Raw genomic sequence first — 17,147 nt, forward strand, 5'->3', positions numbered from 1 at the left:
GTCTCAGCTTCCTTACTCTCAAGGGTACGTGAATAGCTTAAATAGAGCTGCCTTCTAGTCTACCCCTATCGAAGTGTGCTAATTACAACTTGATTCCCAATTATTGAAACAATTATTTATGTTTGCAAACTTTTCCCTTAAAATAAAGTTCATAGGAAAAAGGTGTCCCCACGGGATACGAAAGTATATATATTTGAAATGGAGGAAAAACTTAGATTATTTGATCTTGCCCGTCATCAGATCAGCAAATACCCTGATCTTAACATGTTTGCACATAAACTGAACGGTAAGTGGAGCTATATCAAAACAGCTGATTTTCTTGAAAAAGTAGACAATCTTTCCAAAGGACTGATTGAGCTTGGCGTCAAACCCAACGAAAAGGTTGGTCTTATCGCGGGCAGCAGTATTGAATGGCACATGATGGATTTCGCAATTCAACAAATCGGTGCTGTGGTTGTCGCCATTTATCCCAATATTACCGACGCAGATTATCAGTACATTTTTAATGATGCTGAAATCAGAGTATGTATTGTCAGCAATAAAGGCTTATTTGACCGTTTGATGAACCTGACCACATCTATCTATACCTTAAAATACATCTTCTGTATTTCAGACCAGGAGTCTACCCGAAGCTGGAATGAGCTCAACGACTTGGGAGGCAACTGTCCTGAGGAAAAATTAAGCCAATTACGCGAGCTGATCAAGCCAGACGATTTGGCGACACTGATCTATACCTCCGGCACTACAGGAAAACCAAAAGGTGTCATGCTCTCCCATAATAATATTTTTTCGAACGTACTTGGTGCAGCTGAAATTACTCCATGTAAAGCATACGACCGGGGTCTCACTTTTCTACCTCCCTGTCATGCTTACGAACGAATGGTACTGTATACTTACATGTATTTAGGCTTTACGATCCATATTGCCGAATCTTTTGACAAAATTGGTGATAATTTAAAAGAAGTAAAGCCGCATATCATGACTGTGGTTCCCCGTATTCTTGAGAAGGTTTATGAAAAAATCATGAAAACGGGACATGAACTCACCGGATTCAAAAGAAAAATATTTGATTGGGCAGTAACCGTCGCGGAAGAATATGATCCGAATCCCGCAAAAAGAAGTTTCGCTTATACAATGAAGCTTAAACTGGCCAAACAACTTGTGCTCCATAAATGGTATGAAGCACTGGGTGGCGAACTCTTGACTGTCGCTTCTGGATCAGCATCATTACATAACAGGCTGACAAGAGCCTTTTTGGCGGCAGGTATTCCGCTATACGAAGGATATGGTATGACCGAAGCCTCCCCTTTGATCTCCGTCAACCATTACATTAAAGGAATCCGTATTGGTACAGTCGGGCTCCCCGTGCGCTTTGTAGAAATCAAACTCGCGGAGGACGGCGAGATATTGGTCAAAGGCCCCAATGTGATGATAGGATATTACAAAAATAAAGCAGAGACAGACAAGACAATTATCGATGGTTGGTTACATACTGGGGATATAGGCAAATGGGAAGACGAGAAATTCCTGAAAATCATAGACCGCAAAAAAGAAATGTTTAAAATCTCCGGCGGTAAGTACGTTATCCCGCAACCGATCGAAACAAAACTTGTCGAATCCAAGTTTATTGAACAGGCCATGGTTATCGGTGATGGCATGAAATTCGCCTCTGCCTTTATTGTGCCCAATTACGCTCACCTATTGGATTGGGCCAAAAATGACGCACCTGAACTCGCCGATATGACCAAAGAGGACTTTCTGACAAATCCAGTCATTATCAAAAAGGTGAATCAGGAAGTGCGTCGCGCCAATCAGCATTTCGGCAACTGGGAACAAATCAAAAAACCTATTATTCTAAGGGATGAATTCACGATTGAAAATGGCGAACTGACGCCTACATTAAAAATGAAGCGTAAAGTCATTCTCGAACATCATCAAGAAGAATTCAATAATCTATATCAGATGGAGACCGATTGATCTCAATCACTTCCACATTAATGTATTTTCGTAATTATCAATAAAAAGTATCACATGAAATTATTAAAGGATAGAATCCTTAATGACGGTAAAAGCCTCGCCGGTGGAATACTCAAAGTAGATAACTTCATCAACCACCAGATGGACCCCGTGTTGATGAAGTCTATTGCGGTGGAATTTGTCCGTCGTTTTGCAGATCTACCCATCAACAAGATCATAACGATCGAGGCCAGTGGCATCGCACCGGCTATTATGTTAGGCTATCTCTTGGAACTCCCTGTTGTTTTTGTCAAAAAGGCAAAGCCTAAGACCATGGGCGATATGTATCTTAGTGAAGTACATTCTTTCACTAAAAACCGAACTTACGATATATGTGTAAGCAGAGAGTTTCTCGCAGCGGACGATAAGGTGCTCTTTATTGACGATTTTCTAGCCAATGGCAATGCAGCATTTGGTATATTGGATCTCATCCAACAGTCTGGCGCAACATTATTGGGTATGGGCTTTATCATTGAAAAGTCCTTTCAGGAAGGAGGCAAAAGATTACGGGAGTTATCTGATATCCGAATAGAATCTTTAGCACGCATAAAATCTCTGGAAGTGGATAAAGTCAGCTTCGAAGAAGATTAATAGCACAAATAAAAGCCTCATTTCTGTCAAGAGTGAGGCTTTTAAGCTTAAACAACAAGATAAAATATATTTTTAATCCCAACGGTAGTCATCATAAAAATCTTCGGGGTGTCTGCTGATAGGCACATCTTTTACCACCCGTATATTAGCTGCTCCCAAGTTAACATTCAACATAAAAGAAGGTACACTTGCAGAAAAACTCCATTGTCCATTTCTCATATAAACATATCCATTTCTATAAGGGTCATAAAATGTTTTATAATCCCTAAAGTAAACGTGGTGTCTATTATCATATCGATGTGCTCTTGCCCATGCTGGAGGTCCATGACGGTATTCTTTGCGGTAATACTTGGCTACTTTCTTGTAGTGCTTCCGCTCTTCCTTTTCTCTTTTTTCCCAATATTTTCGTTCTTCCTTATCCCTTTTTTCCTCATATTTCCGGTGCTCTTTTTCATGCTTCCATTCTCTATCATTTCCGCGGTGTTGAGCTGACGATTCTTTTGGAGTTATCAAAGCAAGTCCTCCTATTGCCAATGCGAAGTATAATATCTTTTTCATAACAACACAATTAAATTTGTAAATCAAGTACCCTATCGCCTATTTTTACTTTTTTATAAGCGTTTCTATTGGTATGACTTTCATGTTTGAACAAAGGTTTAATTGATCCCCATAAAATTAATTTGTCCGAATATGAATCCGTTCCCATTCCAGTCAATTTAACGTATCTTTGCAACATGTCCAATACAGGTTATATTACTGAAGATACGATTGTCGCATTGGCGACACCCTCCGGAGCTAATGGTGCGATTGCCGTAATTCGCGTTTCGGGTCAACAAGCGATTAAAATTACCAATGCCATTTTCAAGGGTAAAGACCTAAGTCAGCAAGCCTCCCACACGATTCACTTTGGGACCATCCGTGACGGTGATGAGATTATTGATGAGGTACTGGTGTCCTTATTTGTCGCGCCCAATTCCTACACCAAAGAAAATTCGGTAGAGATATCTACGCATAATTCCAAATACATTATTGAGCGTGTTATTCATTTGCTTATCAAACAAGGCGCCCGGGCAGCCCGAGCTGGCGAATTTACGCTTCGGGCCTTCCTCAATGGCGGAATGGACCTTTCACAAGCCGAAGCTGTCGCTGATTTGATTGCCTCCAATTCCGCAGCATCTCATCAAATAGCCATGCAACAAATGCGGGGCGGATTTTCCAATCAACTTAAATCCCTTCGCGAAGACTTGATTCATTTTGCATCTCTCATTGAGCTCGAATTGGATTTTTCAGAGGAAGATGTAGAATTTGCCAATAGAGAACAGCTAAAGAATTTAATCAATAAAATTAAGGTCATTGTACAAAAATTGATTCTATCTTTTGAACAGGGAAATGTGTTAAAAAATGGCGTTCCCGTGGTCATTGCCGGTAAGCCAAATGTAGGCAAATCAACCCTATTAAATGCTTTCTTAAACGAGGAACGTGCTATTGTTTCGGACATCGCTGGGACTACACGTGATACCATTGAAGATGAAATTAATATCCATGGGGTGACCTTCCGGTTTATAGATACCGCAGGTATTCGCGAGACTGCAGATATTATTGAAGCAAAAGGAGTCGAACGCACCCGTGCAAAAATGAAGCAAGCGAGACTGATTATTTACCTCTTTGATCCGCTGCAGGACAAAGTAGACGAGGTGAAATCACAGTTGCAGGAAATTCAGAATCTTCAAATTCCATTTTTGACCATTATCAATAAAGCTGATCTATTGTCTGAACAGCAAAAAGATGAATATGCCTCACTCAATCCGCTTTATATTTCAGCAAAAGAGCAGATAGGTGTAGAAGAACTGAAGGAGGAACTGATCAATAGAGTACAGCTGGGAAATTTAAATACAGACGATGTCATGGTAACTAACATCCGACATGTAGAAGCCTTGCAAAAAACATCCGATTCTCTGGAGCGTGTATTATTCGGTATTGATAATCCGGTTACTTCGGATTTCTTAGCGATGGATATCCGTCAGGCCTTATATCACCTTGGAGAGATCACAGGCAGTGTGTCTACAGATGATTTACTGGATAATATCTTTTCCAAATTCTGTATCGGAAAGTAAATACGATAGGTAAAACAAATTAAAACAAGACACACATCCGATAATTAACTAATTACAAAACTTAAAGTTTTGTAATTAGTTGTTTGTATTTTGGTTTGTTTTGTTATTTGTTGTCCCCCACTTGTCCCTCAAACTGATAATATTTTATTTTTTGAAACGAAGGAGAGATGCATCTTAATGTACCTTAGTGTATCTAAAGCGATGTTTAAACTCTTCTAAATGAAATGTTATGAGTTCAAATATCAAAATCAAAAAAAACTGCCAGCACTGCGGCCAAGAATTTATTGCTAGAACCACGGTTATCAAATATTGTGGGGATTACTGTGCTAAAAAAGCTTATAAAGCAAAAATGCAGCTATTATGCAACACGTAGTGTCTTTCCTATAAATATACATTATTAAAAATGAGAATAATGTAAGTAACACAGCACTGTTTAAAGATTAAAAACACTGATTATCAATAACTTGTAATTATGTGAAATATGTGTGATATCAAGGTTTTAATGTTTCTTTTTATCCTGGTGTATCTTTACTGCAAGATAAGTGATATCACCCACTATATCAGCGACCTATATTCATTAAACTATATACCAAATAATATAAAACATGAAAAAAAGAACTGAAAAGAAGATCTACGTCAAACCTGTGATCGAGCAATTGCAGATTGAGATGGAACAAGGCGTGGCTGCGGGATCGCAAGGCTCGGCACAACCGGGAGGCGGTTCCGGTGTAACCGAGAATGACTGGAATAATGGCGGAACAGAAACCCAGGATCCAAGTGGCGAATGGTGGAACTAATTACAATCAAAACCTTTAAGATGAAAAAGATTTATACAACAGCAAAACTGACCTTATCCCTAATCGTCTTCCTATCCCTGGCAGTCTCCTGTAATAAGGAAAAAAATGATAATTCTCTTGAAGCGAATCAAGGTGGAATAAAATTGTCTTTAACTGAATCAGACTTTAATGGTGACCTTGCAACATCAACAAAAGCTTCCACGAACGCTACAGCAACAAAACCATTCAATGTCACAAAGGAAGTTCACTCAGGTCCGTTTACAATCACGGCAGAACTTACTGAAAATACACCAACAAGTTCAGTACTCAAAGCATCCAGTACTAAGGCCGCTACAAAATTGCTTTCTTTACGTGGCGCAGTTAAATATAGAATTGTCGCCTTTAAAACAGATGGCACTTATGTTGCCCAGGCTGTTGGTGATGCCTCAGATCCAAACCAGGTATTTTTTGGAGATAAACTGCAAGTAGGACAGAAATATAATTTTTATATTTATTCGCTAGGCTCGACAACAGACGATCCTCCCGCTGTTCCCACATATAAAAATATGTATCCAACAAGTGATCCCGAGACCGGTTTTACTTTAAATTTCCCAACTTTTACGGAAACAAGTGGGGATTACATGTGTGCTGTGGAAAAGGATGTGACAATTCTTGGTGGCGGTGTACCCACACCGTTAACCACCCCTCTTCAGCATATGTTTACGAGGGTAACAATCCAGGTGGATGATAGCGACGCCGTAGGAACTTTTGGTCAGTCGGGATATCAAAAAGGAGGTTATGTTTCTGAAGTACCTGTTAACGGAAGCATTGATTATACACTAGGGTCTGTGTACGCACCCATCATAAACATGAGTACTGGACAGGTGATCCCTGGTACGGGCTTTAACTTACAGCCAAATTACTATCCGCTGCAAAATTTAACAACAACTCCAAAAACTGCCATAGTAAACGCACAGGGACTGACAAATTTCCAACTTAGTATTGTTATAAACGCAGGAAGTATAAAAATTGGTCACGATGTAAACACAAGCGATGCTTATTTTACTTTTTCAAATGCAGGTCAAGGAATGAAACCAGGCTATTCGTATACATTAAAATTGCGCTTTAATAGTGACCGCTATGTAAATGCGGCTAATGAAACCAGAACTGCTAATGCCTCCGATGCCCTGTATGCTGTGATCGGCGGCTACCGCTGGGATCGTTACAATCTTGGTGCAGGTCTGCTAAACCCAGCCTCCGGAAATCTAAATGGCACATCAACGCAGGCACTACACGGTAATTTTTATCAATGGGGACAAAAAGCTGTTGTAGCAAATGCAAGTACAAGTGGAGACGGCGCTATCGCGGGATGGAATAACAACGTTTATTTACCGGCAAATTCATGGAATAGTGGAACTGAGGCCAATCCAACAAAAGTCGTCGCCAATGATCCGTGTTCTGCTGGAGCAAGGTTACCAACAAGGTCAGAATATGATAAACTGATCAGTCTTTCGCTCTCGACACAATCAGGTACCTGGGGCGATTTTACAACCCTTAGTAATATGCCCGGTTATGATGCTGCTATTGTGCTCACCAGCAAAAAAAGTGGAGATATTAACTTGATGTTTCCAGCTTCGGGAAGGCGCGAGCTAAACAGCGGTGTATTATCATATAGAGGACGTGCAGGATATTACGCAACATCTACACAATCACCTACTAATAGTAATCTTAGTAACTATTTTTCATTGAGAGCAGCTCCGTTTACTCTGGGATCAATCAGTGGGGCAGACAAGCCAATAGGCTACAATGTACGCTGTATCCAGGATAAATAAAATATTAGATCATAGCTTCTACCTTTCAATGGTAGAAGCTATATCTTTGGCGTATAAACTGTATAGAAGCTGCGAGAAACAATGGAATAAGAAAATTGAGCGACCGTGATTTAGCAAATCTTATATCAGTAAGGATATTCGAGATCATGCAGTTGAAAAGAAGCTACATGATAATTTTATTACAATTCACCATAAGGAGAATGACTCCAGCTCTTGTGCAACAATCTCTTACACCACCGACTTTAATTATTATTGGGAATAATTTGTTGTCATTTACCCCCATTTAATTACTAATGCAGCAAAAACCGCTGTAGTTTATTTCGTTTCTTGACCGATGGGGCAAGAATGGAATAGTATATTGTCTATTTCTTGCAGCAATAGTGAGGTGTTCCGACTGAGCATATGATTCGGAACGGAACAGGCTCGCTCCTTTTTGAATCAAAATTTGTCAAATGTAATTCTGTCGAATCTCAGTATCACTGCGATGTATGATGAAATAAACTCCTGTTTTCGGGCATGAACGCTCCTATAAGAGATATTTTTGTGATATCAGAACTTTCGGCTCTTCAAATGAAAATCGGTAAATTAAAAAGTGGTTAAAATTAATCATTTGTTCAAATTGTATTTAAAAATTAATGGAACAAGTAAACTTTAATTTTTAACAACGTGAAATGAATAAAACAAAGAACATCTTACTTTTCGGAATGATTTTCTTCCTATATGCATGCTTGTAACTATCCAGGTATAACCACAGATTTATGGATGATTGGTACAACCGGGCAAGGAAATGAATGGTTTATCAGCAAGGCAAATGGAACGATCTGGTTTTATGATCATGACCACGGAGAGTATATTGACCTTCAGTTTTTTATAGATTTTAAGATCTCATTTTTGGAATTTTTGCAATTGGCTTTTTTATCTCGGGATTTAGAAAATTTATTGGATGAACAAGACGAGGAAATAAATGAACAGCAAATTGCTGATTTTAAGAAAGAAATTAATTCTATAAAATCGGATCTGTATGAATTATATCCATTTCAATATTTTTAAATTTTAAGTTGGGTTCTGATCTAAAAATCAAAATCTATTCCTGGGTAAGCACTTAAAAGCTTTAATTTAGCTCGCTTTACAATTTACAAGATCGATCTCTGGAAACGGGTAATTTATTGTAGACCATTCATTAATGGACAATTGCATCAGATTATCATTTAAGGTATACAGTTTCTACTCAAATCCAGCTTTAGGCTATCAACTCTTCACCAATCAACACAACAAGTTATACCTGCGAAATAAGTTCAAATAATAGTATATAGTCACGGCATTATCTATCCAATTCGCTGATCGCCTGTTTTACATATTCATTCTCTAGATCCTCCCCTGTAATCCGATCACCCCAAGACAAATAACCCTCTTTATCTTTGGCAAAACAGCCGGACACCGTACTTTTCACTTTAAAGGTCTTATAGTCTACATGATCTAAAATACCTTGGCGATTTTCATAGATATGCCTTTTGTCTTTAGCATAGCAATCACCAAGTGCTACAAAAGTTGCATGATCAGCTTCTTCAAAAATAGAAAAGCTTCCACCATAAGCCATTGCATAATAGCGATAAATATATTTTTTATCTTTATAGAATGCACTGTTTAGCTTTTGAAAGGTACTAGTATCAATAATTGCATTCAATGGTTCCTCTGTATTAAAGCCCATTCTTGTAAGATAACTATCAACAAAAGTAATACCTTCACTTCCAACAGCGATCATTTCCTTCAATCCGATATTTCCATTTTTGTTAATCCATAGATCATCTTTCAAAAGCCTCCATTTTAAACTCCTATTTGTGCTATCAATAGCTTGTGCAAGCATTTTGTCCCGCTCTTTATCCACCTCATTTGGGCACCTGATATTTTGGATTCCAACAAAGGACAATAGTCCACCAAGTTTATGAAATTCCTTTTCTTTAATAATATCCGTATCTATCTGATAGATTCCCATTCGGTATCTGTATAGATTATCCTCGCCGCAGCTGTTGAAATAAGGTATCGGCTTCAAAAATGAAATAAGGCAAAAAATACATGCAAATAGTATCACCACAACAAATATAAATTTCAATAATTTCATATTAGGAAGTCTTTTGTAAAGAATAAGGCTTCCAGCGTATCAATACCACGAAAACAATCAATATCAATTGCAATACAATTATCAAAAGAGCTAATATTTGTGTTTGAAAAGCCCTCTCCGAAATCTGCCTTTCATCGGAACGTTTCAGATCTATTTGATTTTTCATAATTTGTTTATCGCAGGAATCAATATCACTCCTTTGGTCCACCTCCCACTTTTGCTCACTTGCAAACTGATCATTCTTATTGGACGGAATATCCAAAGAGCTCATCAGACCAAGGATGAGCCAACAACAGGTTAGAATAGTTGCAACAGCCAAAACAATAACAATGCTTTTCTTTATCGTAAAACTGTATCTCCCACTATTTCGAGCTATACCGACTTTGTTTTCATTTTCCATAATCATTAAGATAATACCGTTTAATAATTTTTTTTCAAATAGAGGTCATTCTTCCGCCGTATTAAATCTTCTGGATCTGGCTGGCATATCATCAGCCATTGTATTACTTATTTCCTATGTCACATCTCCCTTTACTGGACTCCGACAAACCATCTTCATTCAAATCCCCCGGTGTTTTATATTGAATCTCAAACACTGTAGGATCGCCAATAAAATCAGAAGCTTTTTTCCCCTGTGGACGGAAATGTAAATGCAGGATCTTCATCTGATTCTATGTAGTCGGGATTGGTTAACGTCAAATTCTTAGGCTTGCTAATTTCTACAAACTTTTCCTTTTCTAAGTCAATACGCCAGATCCTGCTTATTTGAGTAATCACTTCGCAATTATTGTCATAAAACGTTACTAAATAGTTTTCTTCCCGATCACCCTCTATTGCCAATCGGAAATTTCCATAGCAGGTTACAGGATAGTTGGTCTCCACATTCAATTCATCTAAAATCACGAACACAGATTTACCATTCGTATCATAACGTAAAAATCGTTCAATCACAAATTTGGTCCGTCCGCGCTGGCAATGATCGATGATGGCGGAATATTGCGCAAGTGCAAATTTGGCTTTGGATTCAATTACTGGTAACATCACTCCAAGACATGTATGCATTTGTAGTACTTCGATATCTTCGGTCGTCTTACCAATAAAAGAATGAATCGAAGCTCCTATCTTTCTTACTGTATCAATATTGACAATAGCCTCTTTTTTCGTTGGGCCGACCTTTTGTTCGACCTGATCTTGTGGTTTATAATTACACGATTGAAAGACAACGGTAATGGTCAAAATGAATGTAAAAACTTCTTTCATAATCCTCTTTTTTTATTGGGTTCCTAGTCTCAAACCGGGTGTTTGATTTAAAACCGCCACCAAAGAAATAGAGTAACCAATATAATGGATAATCCAACGATGATCAAGGTCGAAAATCAAACAATACCTGGCCATATTCTTTATTGTCTCCAAAACATTGTACAGCATCTACCCAAAAATCAGTCCCCATTGCACCTTCGGGATCACAATCCACAAAGGCGAAATATTCAGGTAAAATAATGCTAAGATAAAACAGTATAAACAGCACATCAAGCCCGCTTACAATGCACGTGTAAAATACTGGCCACCACTATAAAGTAGTAGGCCTTTCCTGTTAAAACCTCCACTGTAATAGTCTCATCAGCCTGGATAACAATCAATGCCAAATACCCACTTCATACCAAATTAATTTATACTAATATACAGTCGATTTTTATGACGTATAGGATTATTTTATATTTCGTCGGAAGTTATTTATTATTCGCTATGACTTCTTAATTATCCGTAAAACCCGATTGTACCAATGAGCACAATCCGTATGGTCTACCAGATTAACAAAACTCCAATAAATAGACACATGTTTTTATCAAAAACAAAACACCAACTGTTCCACAGATCATGGGTGATGTCTGTAAATTCGCAAACAATCGGTGAATCCAAAAAAGCCGAAAGCAAAAACTTTACTACCCCATTACTTCTTTCGGATACCTGACGGCACAAGTAGATTGGCCATCAGTTTTATGGACTTTAAGACCATGCGCGACCCAATGTCTGGCTTGTACGATCTATCATAACTGCCCGGGGCTAGATTTGTCCATAGATGAATCAATGAAATATGAAAAAGCCAAAAATTGCTACCGCACAATTCGAGCAGTTAAAGAATGACTGTTCGATGATCATAGACCCGTTCGGCGATATCCTGACCGAATGCCGTACCTTTTAAGACGATTTTGCCACCACGATTACACCTGAAAAAATAATTCAGGCTGGTGGACATTGTTATATCAACGACCGACGGCCGGAGATATATCGAGAGATTATCGGCCGGCAACATGAATCGGCTCAAAAAGTTATCTAGCTGCAACCAAATATTAACTAATCCCCAGCAACTGACTTAAGGTTTTTCCAGAAGGCTTTAAATCAGTTGAATGATAACAGACATCCGTAGCTGCCCCAGCCATCTGTTAACTAAAGTTTTGAGAACATTTTTTTCGCTAAGCATCACTCTACAACACCTTATTTATGTTAATTTAGCAGATTCATATTCACTAGCAGATTAAATAAAATTATGAGCTATATCCAAAAATATTGGAACATACTTACGAATATCGGTACGCATCCAGATATGTCCTATGTTAACCTCAAAAGGATACAGATGGTCAATCTGATTGCCATGCTCTGTTTATTGCCCACACTCTGTTTTTTTGTCATTAACACCGTGGACCAGCGCTATCTGCTGTCAACCATCAACCTGTCCAATTCAATTTGTTCGATTTCTGTGCTTTTTTTGCAATATGATGGTAAACATAATTTTGCAAAAGCAATGTTATTGGTCAGTAATTTTATTTTTTTCTTCTTAGGCGCTATATTATTTAAAAATGGAGGCGAATATTTTCTGCTGTGTACGTTAATTGCTTCGATGTTACTCTATGACGACCGTCGCATACATATTATTTTCTGCCTTGCAACTGCTATTGCTATCACATTACTCTATTTCTACCCCGCAATTGTCCCTGTGGCTCAACGTGTGCCTAAGTTAAGACTGATCTTCAATATCTGCAATGCGCTGGCGTTTATCGTTATCGCAGTTAATTTCTTCCTTCAGATTATTTATAATAATACAGAGAAGATCGAGGAACAACGTCGCAAACTGGAGTCCATAAACCGTGACAAGGAAAAAATATTTTCCATCGTCGCCCATGACATCAAAAGCCCGTTTGCCAGTCTCGAAGCACTGGTATTGATGTTGCGCGATCAAATACTCAACAATAATATATCCAAAGAATATATACAGCAACTGTATCAACAAATTGTGCATCAAAACCAGGCGCTGGATGATTTTCTTCAATGGGGTAGCAGTAGTATGCGCGGAATTACCAGTCCGGCGACATTGGTGGTAATCGAACCATTGGTTCATGATATTATAAACCTGTTTGCTGATCAGATACAGGCGAAACAGCTCAAGATTGAAATTGACATACCCGAATCAACTCACGTACTCGCGAATAGAGATCATACGATCATTATTCTCCGAAATCTTATTAGCAACGCCATCAAATTCAGCTATGTAGCTGGAAAAATAAGCATCTATTGTACTGTGGATGAAAATTACACCCATATTCATATCCAGGACGAGGGTATTGGAATTAATCCTTCCAAATCCGCACTGCTGTTCAATGTGATCCAGCACAAATCATTCGGTACGGAAGACGAGCCCGGGTCGGGCCTGGGGCTCGTATTATGCAAAGACCTGATCGAACGCAACAAGGGCGTAGTAGATATACAGAGTATCCCCCACAAAGGTTCCATTTTTACCGTTGGCTTGCCCACTTATCCCACAGTGGACAATCCCACAAAAATAACAGCACACACCTGTTACTAAAACCTGCCTGTACTGCTTTAGGTTATATTTTTTAAAAGCAGAGTTTCTATATATTCATCATTTTTACAACGATTTTAAAGGATGAAGACTTATGGCGAAGAATAATACTACCCTACTACTGCTGTGCTCAACCATTGTCTAACAGTGATTAAGGAGGTGGCAGAAAAAACAAAGGCGGCCCCGTTTATAAATTAAGTCAGCTAAGTTGGATCTGAACAATCGAGTCGGGATCTCTACTCCGCGGATATGATCAGATGGGCCGAAATCAAACTCCACATTGAAATCCAACAAAAGGAATGGACTCACCCGTTTTTTGGTAATTCCGTTAACGGGAACCATATTATACACGCGGAATCCATCGCCTACCATACCTGGTTTTGAAGGACGAGGGAATATTTTTTCAATTGATTTTTTCATTTTTAGTACTCCTATTTTATGAATCTATACATCAGAAACAGCGCACTTGCTTGATTTTGTATCATCAAATTTAAGCCATCAAGGAGGTACAAACCAATAACCTAGCTTAAGCGTAAGGCTCAATGTAGATTAAGCATCTGCGGACGTATCATGTCCAACATAACCCAGCCAGTATAACAGCGATAAATGACCAATTAATTTTTGTAATGTAAAGCACATTAAGAATTATTCCAAATAAAATAAATATGTTGCAAAGGAATGCTTAAGCGGATTAATCAGAATCCGCCTTATGGAACAAATTATCCATTGAACGGAGTTTTTTGGCTTTCTGGAATGTTATTTATCAGAAGCAACATTTAGAAAATAATCGTAACTTCATGCAAAAAGCAATTTCTTTTTGACCACTAGACCTTAATTGTTGTAATATGCTCCACCAATACTTAATTAAACCGGCTTCAGCCCTAACTTTTATTTTCCTTTCCTTGCCGGCTTTTTCAGAAGGACAAGTCCTTAAGCCGACAACCGTAAACAACATAAAACAGAACGGGACCATCCAATGGGACGATTCCAGCCGACGTCGAATCTCCTCACCCAATTTCGCCAGATATTCCGGCTATGGTCGAATTATCCAGCTATCGGACGAATCGTTGCTCGCCGTTTATGAAGCTGATGGAAATATTGTTGCTGCCAAAAGTCAGAACCTGGGTGATAGCTGGTCAGAGTCCATCGTTATTTCAGCAGCAAAGGAAGGCTTCAAAATGTGCGTACCAGACCTTATTAAACTGGACGATCAGCGTATTCTCGCATTCTATAATGCACGTCCTTATAACATTTCCCCAAACCGGAAGTTCGGCATCCATCTCAGACAAAGCACGGACGGCGGACAGAGCTGGGGAGCCGAACAGATACTTTACCAAGCTGGGCACCAATTCGAAAATGGATGCTGGGAACCATCGGCCATCCAATTACCAAATGGCGAAATCCAGCTCTTTTTTGCTAATGAAGGCCCCTACACAAAAAGCAATGAGCAAAATATATCTATGCTGCGTTCCATTGACCATGGAGCAAGCTGGAGCAAAACACCATCTATCGTCAGCTTTCGTCCCGGAAAACGGGACGGGATGCCTGTACCGCTATTGCTGAGGAATAAAAAAGAAATCGTTCTAGCCATAGAAGACAATGCGGTTCGTACTTTTAAACCATATATCCTACGCAATACACTTCAAAAAAATTGGGCAAATACCATCTCTGGCAAGAGTGCTGACCGCAGTTATGCATTACATCATCCCATTGCAAATGAAATCTATGCTGGGGCCCCCTATATTAGACAGTTGAGCACAGGTGAGACGATACTGTCTTATCAGAGCACAGAGGGCCGCACGAACAAAATGGATTATGCCGACATGAAAGTGTTGATCGGAAATGAACGGGCAATGAATTTCAAAAACAAATCAGTTCCGTTTGTCATCCCGCAAAATAAATCCTGTCTCTGGAATAGTATCACCGTACTAAGTGATGATACAATTCTAGCGATTACGAGTACGAACGCATATTCAGATCAAACCGAAGTATGGATGGTCAAAGGAAAATTTCTTCGAGATCCAGAAGATCAGGGAACAAAAGATCAGGAAAATACAGAAAAAAAAATCACCATGCTCGCATATTCGGCAAAAAAAGCGCGATAAAGATATTAACAAACACTAAAAATAAAATAAAACAAACAACTCAAAATTAAGCTATTAAAAATACAAAACATCCGTTTTCCCCGCTATAGCAGGAGAAATAAGAATCGCTTGCTCGGCGTACTAGTAAATGATTTTCAGTGCCACGGAGAAAGTTCATTTTTTTTCGAAAATGAAGTACCCCTAAGCGACAGGAATAAACTTCGCACTAAGCCCCTTATTAACACATCTACACCCTTCTATGCGGCACCGCATTGGTTAAGCTATAATAAATTCTGTCATATCTCCATTGCATGTCAGCTGACATCATATTGAAACGCTATATGAATGACCGCATCTGCACAGATATTCCTTAGTCGTTCATACATCTTTGACAAAACAACTTTGTTCACAGCAATAGCCAATTTCTCCCAATGGGAAAAACCGGATTCCAAAACTCAAGAAATTCATAAAAAACGCAGAAAAACCGTTATAACCAATGGTTATACCAAGGTGCTTTTTATAATATACTTTTTATTTATATAAATAGCATAAAAAATTAAATTTCAAACAACTAAAGTATTAAAAATCGTATTTCAACTAAGCGGTAGAATAGTAAAATCCGCCATAATAGATAAAAAATCCGGACTACTTTTCTTATCGTCAAATTGCACACCACGGAGTTTGCCTATCACAGATTCTCTACCAGCCACTGCCACCATTCAGCCGGTGTATGGATACTGATGAACTGTATATCTTTAGTTGTTGTGCGCTATTCATTTCATTTTTTTTACTTCCAGGTCCCGATTATTGGCCATGATTTGCATTTTGCTTCTAAAATAAACACAGCCCCGTATCTTCGCTAATGGTCTAAAAACAACAGAAAATGCGACAACAGTACGTCCGTATGGTTGGCGAGCCATTTCATTCAATGATAGGGCATTTTGACGCATTAAAAAATACGATACACTGGATTAGACGGTAAAAACAACAGCTTTTTATAACTCTTTTACCTAAAATTCAAACTGCTCAGATACAATATGGCGATAGTTACAATTTGCATTAATATCCTGTTAAATTAAATCAAATTCATCATTTAACCTTTCTTCATCGATTGTTTGCAATGCTCCCCAAAAAATATTTAAGTTGTTTTTAAGGTCACGGGAAGGTGTAGTCATTTTTTTTAGTTTCTCATCTGGCAACAAGCGTTTTAATTTTTTCTTTATCTGAGAATTAAGTTTAAGCTCTTCCGGACGATGTAAATATACTCTAAAATACAGCATATTTAAGTAAACCGTTGCGCTGACCTTTACTAACCAAGGATTGGACATCAACACTTTTGTAGTAACCTCTATATAGGAGATTGTACCGTCTTGCATATATACATCTGATTTACGTGGTCCTTTCACAACAATCACTGCCTGATGGCATTTTATCTTTTTTTGATTATACAGCTCAGATTTATAGCTTCTTCGCAAAATATATTCCATTAATGCCGAACAGTCCCGTTCTCTTTTCCAAAGAGTCACCAAAGGCTCCAGCGGGAGTTCTTTATCCATTTGAAAAAAAGACGGTCTTTTCTGAATGTTTGACATCTTATCTGGAGACATTAACACCCTTTTTTCATCAGCTACCGCTTCACTTGTTTCTTCAACTTTATTCATTATTTATTTCATAAGAAAAGTAAAACATAAAAATATCTTCCATTGAAATTTCTCAGACAGATATTGGTATCTTATCAATAACTGGTTTTTACCAA

Annotated in this window: 14 protein-coding genes; 8 read left to right on the forward strand and 6 right to left on the reverse strand. The window is 38.4% G+C overall.

Translation table 11 applies throughout. From position 1 onward, the window contains the following. Nucleotides 1-198: 198 nt before the first annotated feature. Entirely contained in the window at nucleotides 199-1,977 is a 1,779-nt protein-coding gene (locus ABTV71_RS16625; RefSeq protein WP_121125249.1) for an AMP-dependent synthetase/ligase, read from the forward strand. Between the two features lie 54 nt (nucleotides 1,978-2,031). Then, nucleotides 2,032-2,607: a xanthine phosphoribosyltransferase gene (gene xpt, locus ABTV71_RS16630; RefSeq protein WP_121125248.1), complete on the forward strand. Its 576-nt coding sequence runs from the start codon at nucleotides 2,032-2,034 to the stop codon at nucleotides 2,605-2,607. A gap of 72 nt (nucleotides 2,608-2,679) precedes the next feature. Here xpt and ABTV71_RS16635 read toward each other — a convergent pair whose 3' ends face one another. Beyond that, nucleotides 2,680-3,165: a hypothetical protein gene (locus ABTV71_RS16635; RefSeq protein ID WP_433900327.1), complete on the reverse strand. Its 486-nt coding sequence runs from the start codon at nucleotides 3,163-3,165 to the stop codon at nucleotides 2,680-2,682. Between the two features lie 176 nt (nucleotides 3,166-3,341). On the opposite strand from ABTV71_RS16635, the gene mnmE reads away from it, so the two are divergent. From mnmE to ABTV71_RS16655, 4 genes are all read left to right on the forward strand, one after another. Next, nucleotides 3,342-4,721, forward strand: coding sequence for a tRNA uridine-5-carboxymethylaminomethyl(34) synthesis GTPase MnmE (gene mnmE / locus ABTV71_RS16640; protein WP_121125246.1), 1,380 nt, complete (start codon nucleotides 3,342-3,344; stop codon nucleotides 4,719-4,721). 605 nt (nucleotides 4,722-5,326) lie between these two features. Next, the gene (locus tag ABTV71_RS16645; RefSeq protein ID WP_121125245.1) at nucleotides 5,327-5,518 is read left to right on the forward strand and encodes a hypothetical protein; all 192 of its coding nucleotides are present in this window, start codon (nucleotides 5,327-5,329) and stop codon (nucleotides 5,516-5,518) included. Nucleotides 5,519-5,538: 20 nt separating this feature from the next. Next, on the forward strand, nucleotides 5,539-7,329 hold the full coding sequence (locus tag ABTV71_RS16650) for a hypothetical protein (RefSeq protein ID WP_433900328.1): 1,791 nt from the start codon (nucleotides 5,539-5,541) through the stop codon (nucleotides 7,327-7,329). A gap of 762 nt (nucleotides 7,330-8,091) precedes the next feature. Continuing rightward, the gene (locus ABTV71_RS16655) at nucleotides 8,092-8,379 is read left to right on the forward strand and encodes a hypothetical protein (protein WP_433900329.1); all 288 of its coding nucleotides are present in this window, start codon (nucleotides 8,092-8,094) and stop codon (nucleotides 8,377-8,379) included. 271 nt (nucleotides 8,380-8,650) lie between these two features. Here the strand turns inward: ABTV71_RS16655 and ABTV71_RS16660 are convergent, their stop codons facing one another. The 3 genes from ABTV71_RS16660 to ABTV71_RS16670 form a co-directional block, all read right to left on the reverse strand. Then, nucleotides 8,651-9,448, reverse strand: a complete 798-nt coding sequence (locus ABTV71_RS16660; protein ID WP_433900330.1) for a hypothetical protein — start codon at nucleotides 9,446-9,448, stop codon at nucleotides 8,651-8,653. A gap of 1 nt (nucleotide 9,449) precedes the next feature. Further along, nucleotides 9,450-9,848, reverse strand: coding sequence for a hypothetical protein (locus ABTV71_RS16665; RefSeq protein WP_433900331.1), 399 nt, complete (start codon nucleotides 9,846-9,848; stop codon nucleotides 9,450-9,452). Between the two features lie 215 nt (nucleotides 9,849-10,063). Then, on the reverse strand, nucleotides 10,064-10,708 hold the full coding sequence (locus ABTV71_RS16670) for a hypothetical protein (protein ID WP_121125240.1): 645 nt from the start codon (nucleotides 10,706-10,708) through the stop codon (nucleotides 10,064-10,066). A gap of 1,288 nt (nucleotides 10,709-11,996) precedes the next feature. On the opposite strand from ABTV71_RS16670, the gene ABTV71_RS16675 reads away from it, so the two are divergent. Beyond that, nucleotides 11,997-13,310, forward strand: a complete 1,314-nt coding sequence (locus tag ABTV71_RS16675) for a sensor histidine kinase (protein WP_433900332.1) — start codon at nucleotides 11,997-11,999, stop codon at nucleotides 13,308-13,310. 138 nt (nucleotides 13,311-13,448) lie between these two features. Here ABTV71_RS16675 and ABTV71_RS16680 read toward each other — a convergent pair whose 3' ends face one another. Next, the gene (locus ABTV71_RS16680) at nucleotides 13,449-13,727 is read right to left on the reverse strand and encodes a hypothetical protein (RefSeq protein WP_433900333.1); all 279 of its coding nucleotides are present in this window, start codon (nucleotides 13,725-13,727) and stop codon (nucleotides 13,449-13,451) included. A 425-nt stretch (nucleotides 13,728-14,152) separates the two neighbouring features. On the opposite strand from ABTV71_RS16680, the gene ABTV71_RS16685 reads away from it, so the two are divergent. Further along, nucleotides 14,153-15,412 carry a sialidase family protein gene (locus ABTV71_RS16685; protein ID WP_121125236.1) on the forward strand — a complete coding sequence of 420 codons (1,260 nt, stop codon included), beginning with the start codon at nucleotides 14,153-14,155 and terminating at the stop codon, nucleotides 15,410-15,412. A 1,049-nt stretch (nucleotides 15,413-16,461) separates the two neighbouring features. On the opposite strand, the gene ABTV71_RS16690 is transcribed toward ABTV71_RS16685, so the two are convergent. Beyond that, nucleotides 16,462-17,052 carry a hypothetical protein gene (locus ABTV71_RS16690; protein ID WP_121125234.1) on the reverse strand — a complete coding sequence of 197 codons (591 nt, stop codon included), beginning with the start codon at nucleotides 17,050-17,052 and terminating at the stop codon, nucleotides 16,462-16,464. Between the last annotated feature and the right edge of the window lie 95 nt (nucleotides 17,053-17,147).

This window comes from Sphingobacterium puteale (genome assembly GCF_050986225.1).
GTDB lineage: Bacteria > Bacteroidota > Bacteroidia > Sphingobacteriales > Sphingobacteriaceae > Sphingobacterium > Sphingobacterium puteale.

Coding starts and splice junctions, on each gene's coding strand:
- xpt (WP_121125248.1), top strand. CDS start 2,032: ATGAAATTATTAAAGGATAGAATCCTTAATGACGGTAAAAGCCTCGCC.
- ABTV71_RS16645 (WP_121125245.1), top strand. CDS start 5,327: ATGAAAAAAAGAACTGAAAAGAAGATCTACGTCAAACCTGTGATCGAG.
- ABTV71_RS16690 (WP_121125234.1), bottom strand. CDS start 17,052: ATGAATAAAGTTGAAGAAACAAGTGAAGCGGTAGCTGATGAAAAAAGG.
- ABTV71_RS16635 (WP_433900327.1), bottom strand. CDS start 3,165: ATGAAAAAGATATTATACTTCGCATTGGCAATAGGAGGACTTGCTTTG.
- ABTV71_RS16675 (WP_433900332.1), top strand. CDS start 11,997: ATGAGCTATATCCAAAAATATTGGAACATACTTACGAATATCGGTACG.
- ABTV71_RS16680 (WP_433900333.1), bottom strand. CDS start 13,727: ATGAAAAAATCAATTGAAAAAATATTCCCTCGTCCTTCAAAACCAGGT.
- ABTV71_RS16665 (WP_433900331.1), bottom strand. CDS start 9,848: ATGGAAAATGAAAACAAAGTCGGTATAGCTCGAAATAGTGGGAGATAC.
- ABTV71_RS16625 (WP_121125249.1), top strand. CDS start 199: ATGGAGGAAAAACTTAGATTATTTGATCTTGCCCGTCATCAGATCAGC.
- ABTV71_RS16660 (WP_433900330.1), bottom strand. CDS start 9,448: ATGAAATTATTGAAATTTATATTTGTTGTGGTGATACTATTTGCATGT.
- ABTV71_RS16655 (WP_433900329.1), top strand. CDS start 8,092: ATGATTGGTACAACCGGGCAAGGAAATGAATGGTTTATCAGCAAGGCA.
- ABTV71_RS16685 (WP_121125236.1), top strand. CDS start 14,153: ATGCTCCACCAATACTTAATTAAACCGGCTTCAGCCCTAACTTTTATT.
- mnmE (WP_121125246.1), top strand. CDS start 3,342: ATGTCCAATACAGGTTATATTACTGAAGATACGATTGTCGCATTGGCG.
- ABTV71_RS16650 (WP_433900328.1), top strand. CDS start 5,539: ATGAAAAAGATTTATACAACAGCAAAACTGACCTTATCCCTAATCGTC.
- ABTV71_RS16670 (WP_121125240.1), bottom strand. CDS start 10,708: ATGAAAGAAGTTTTTACATTCATTTTGACCATTACCGTTGTCTTTCAA.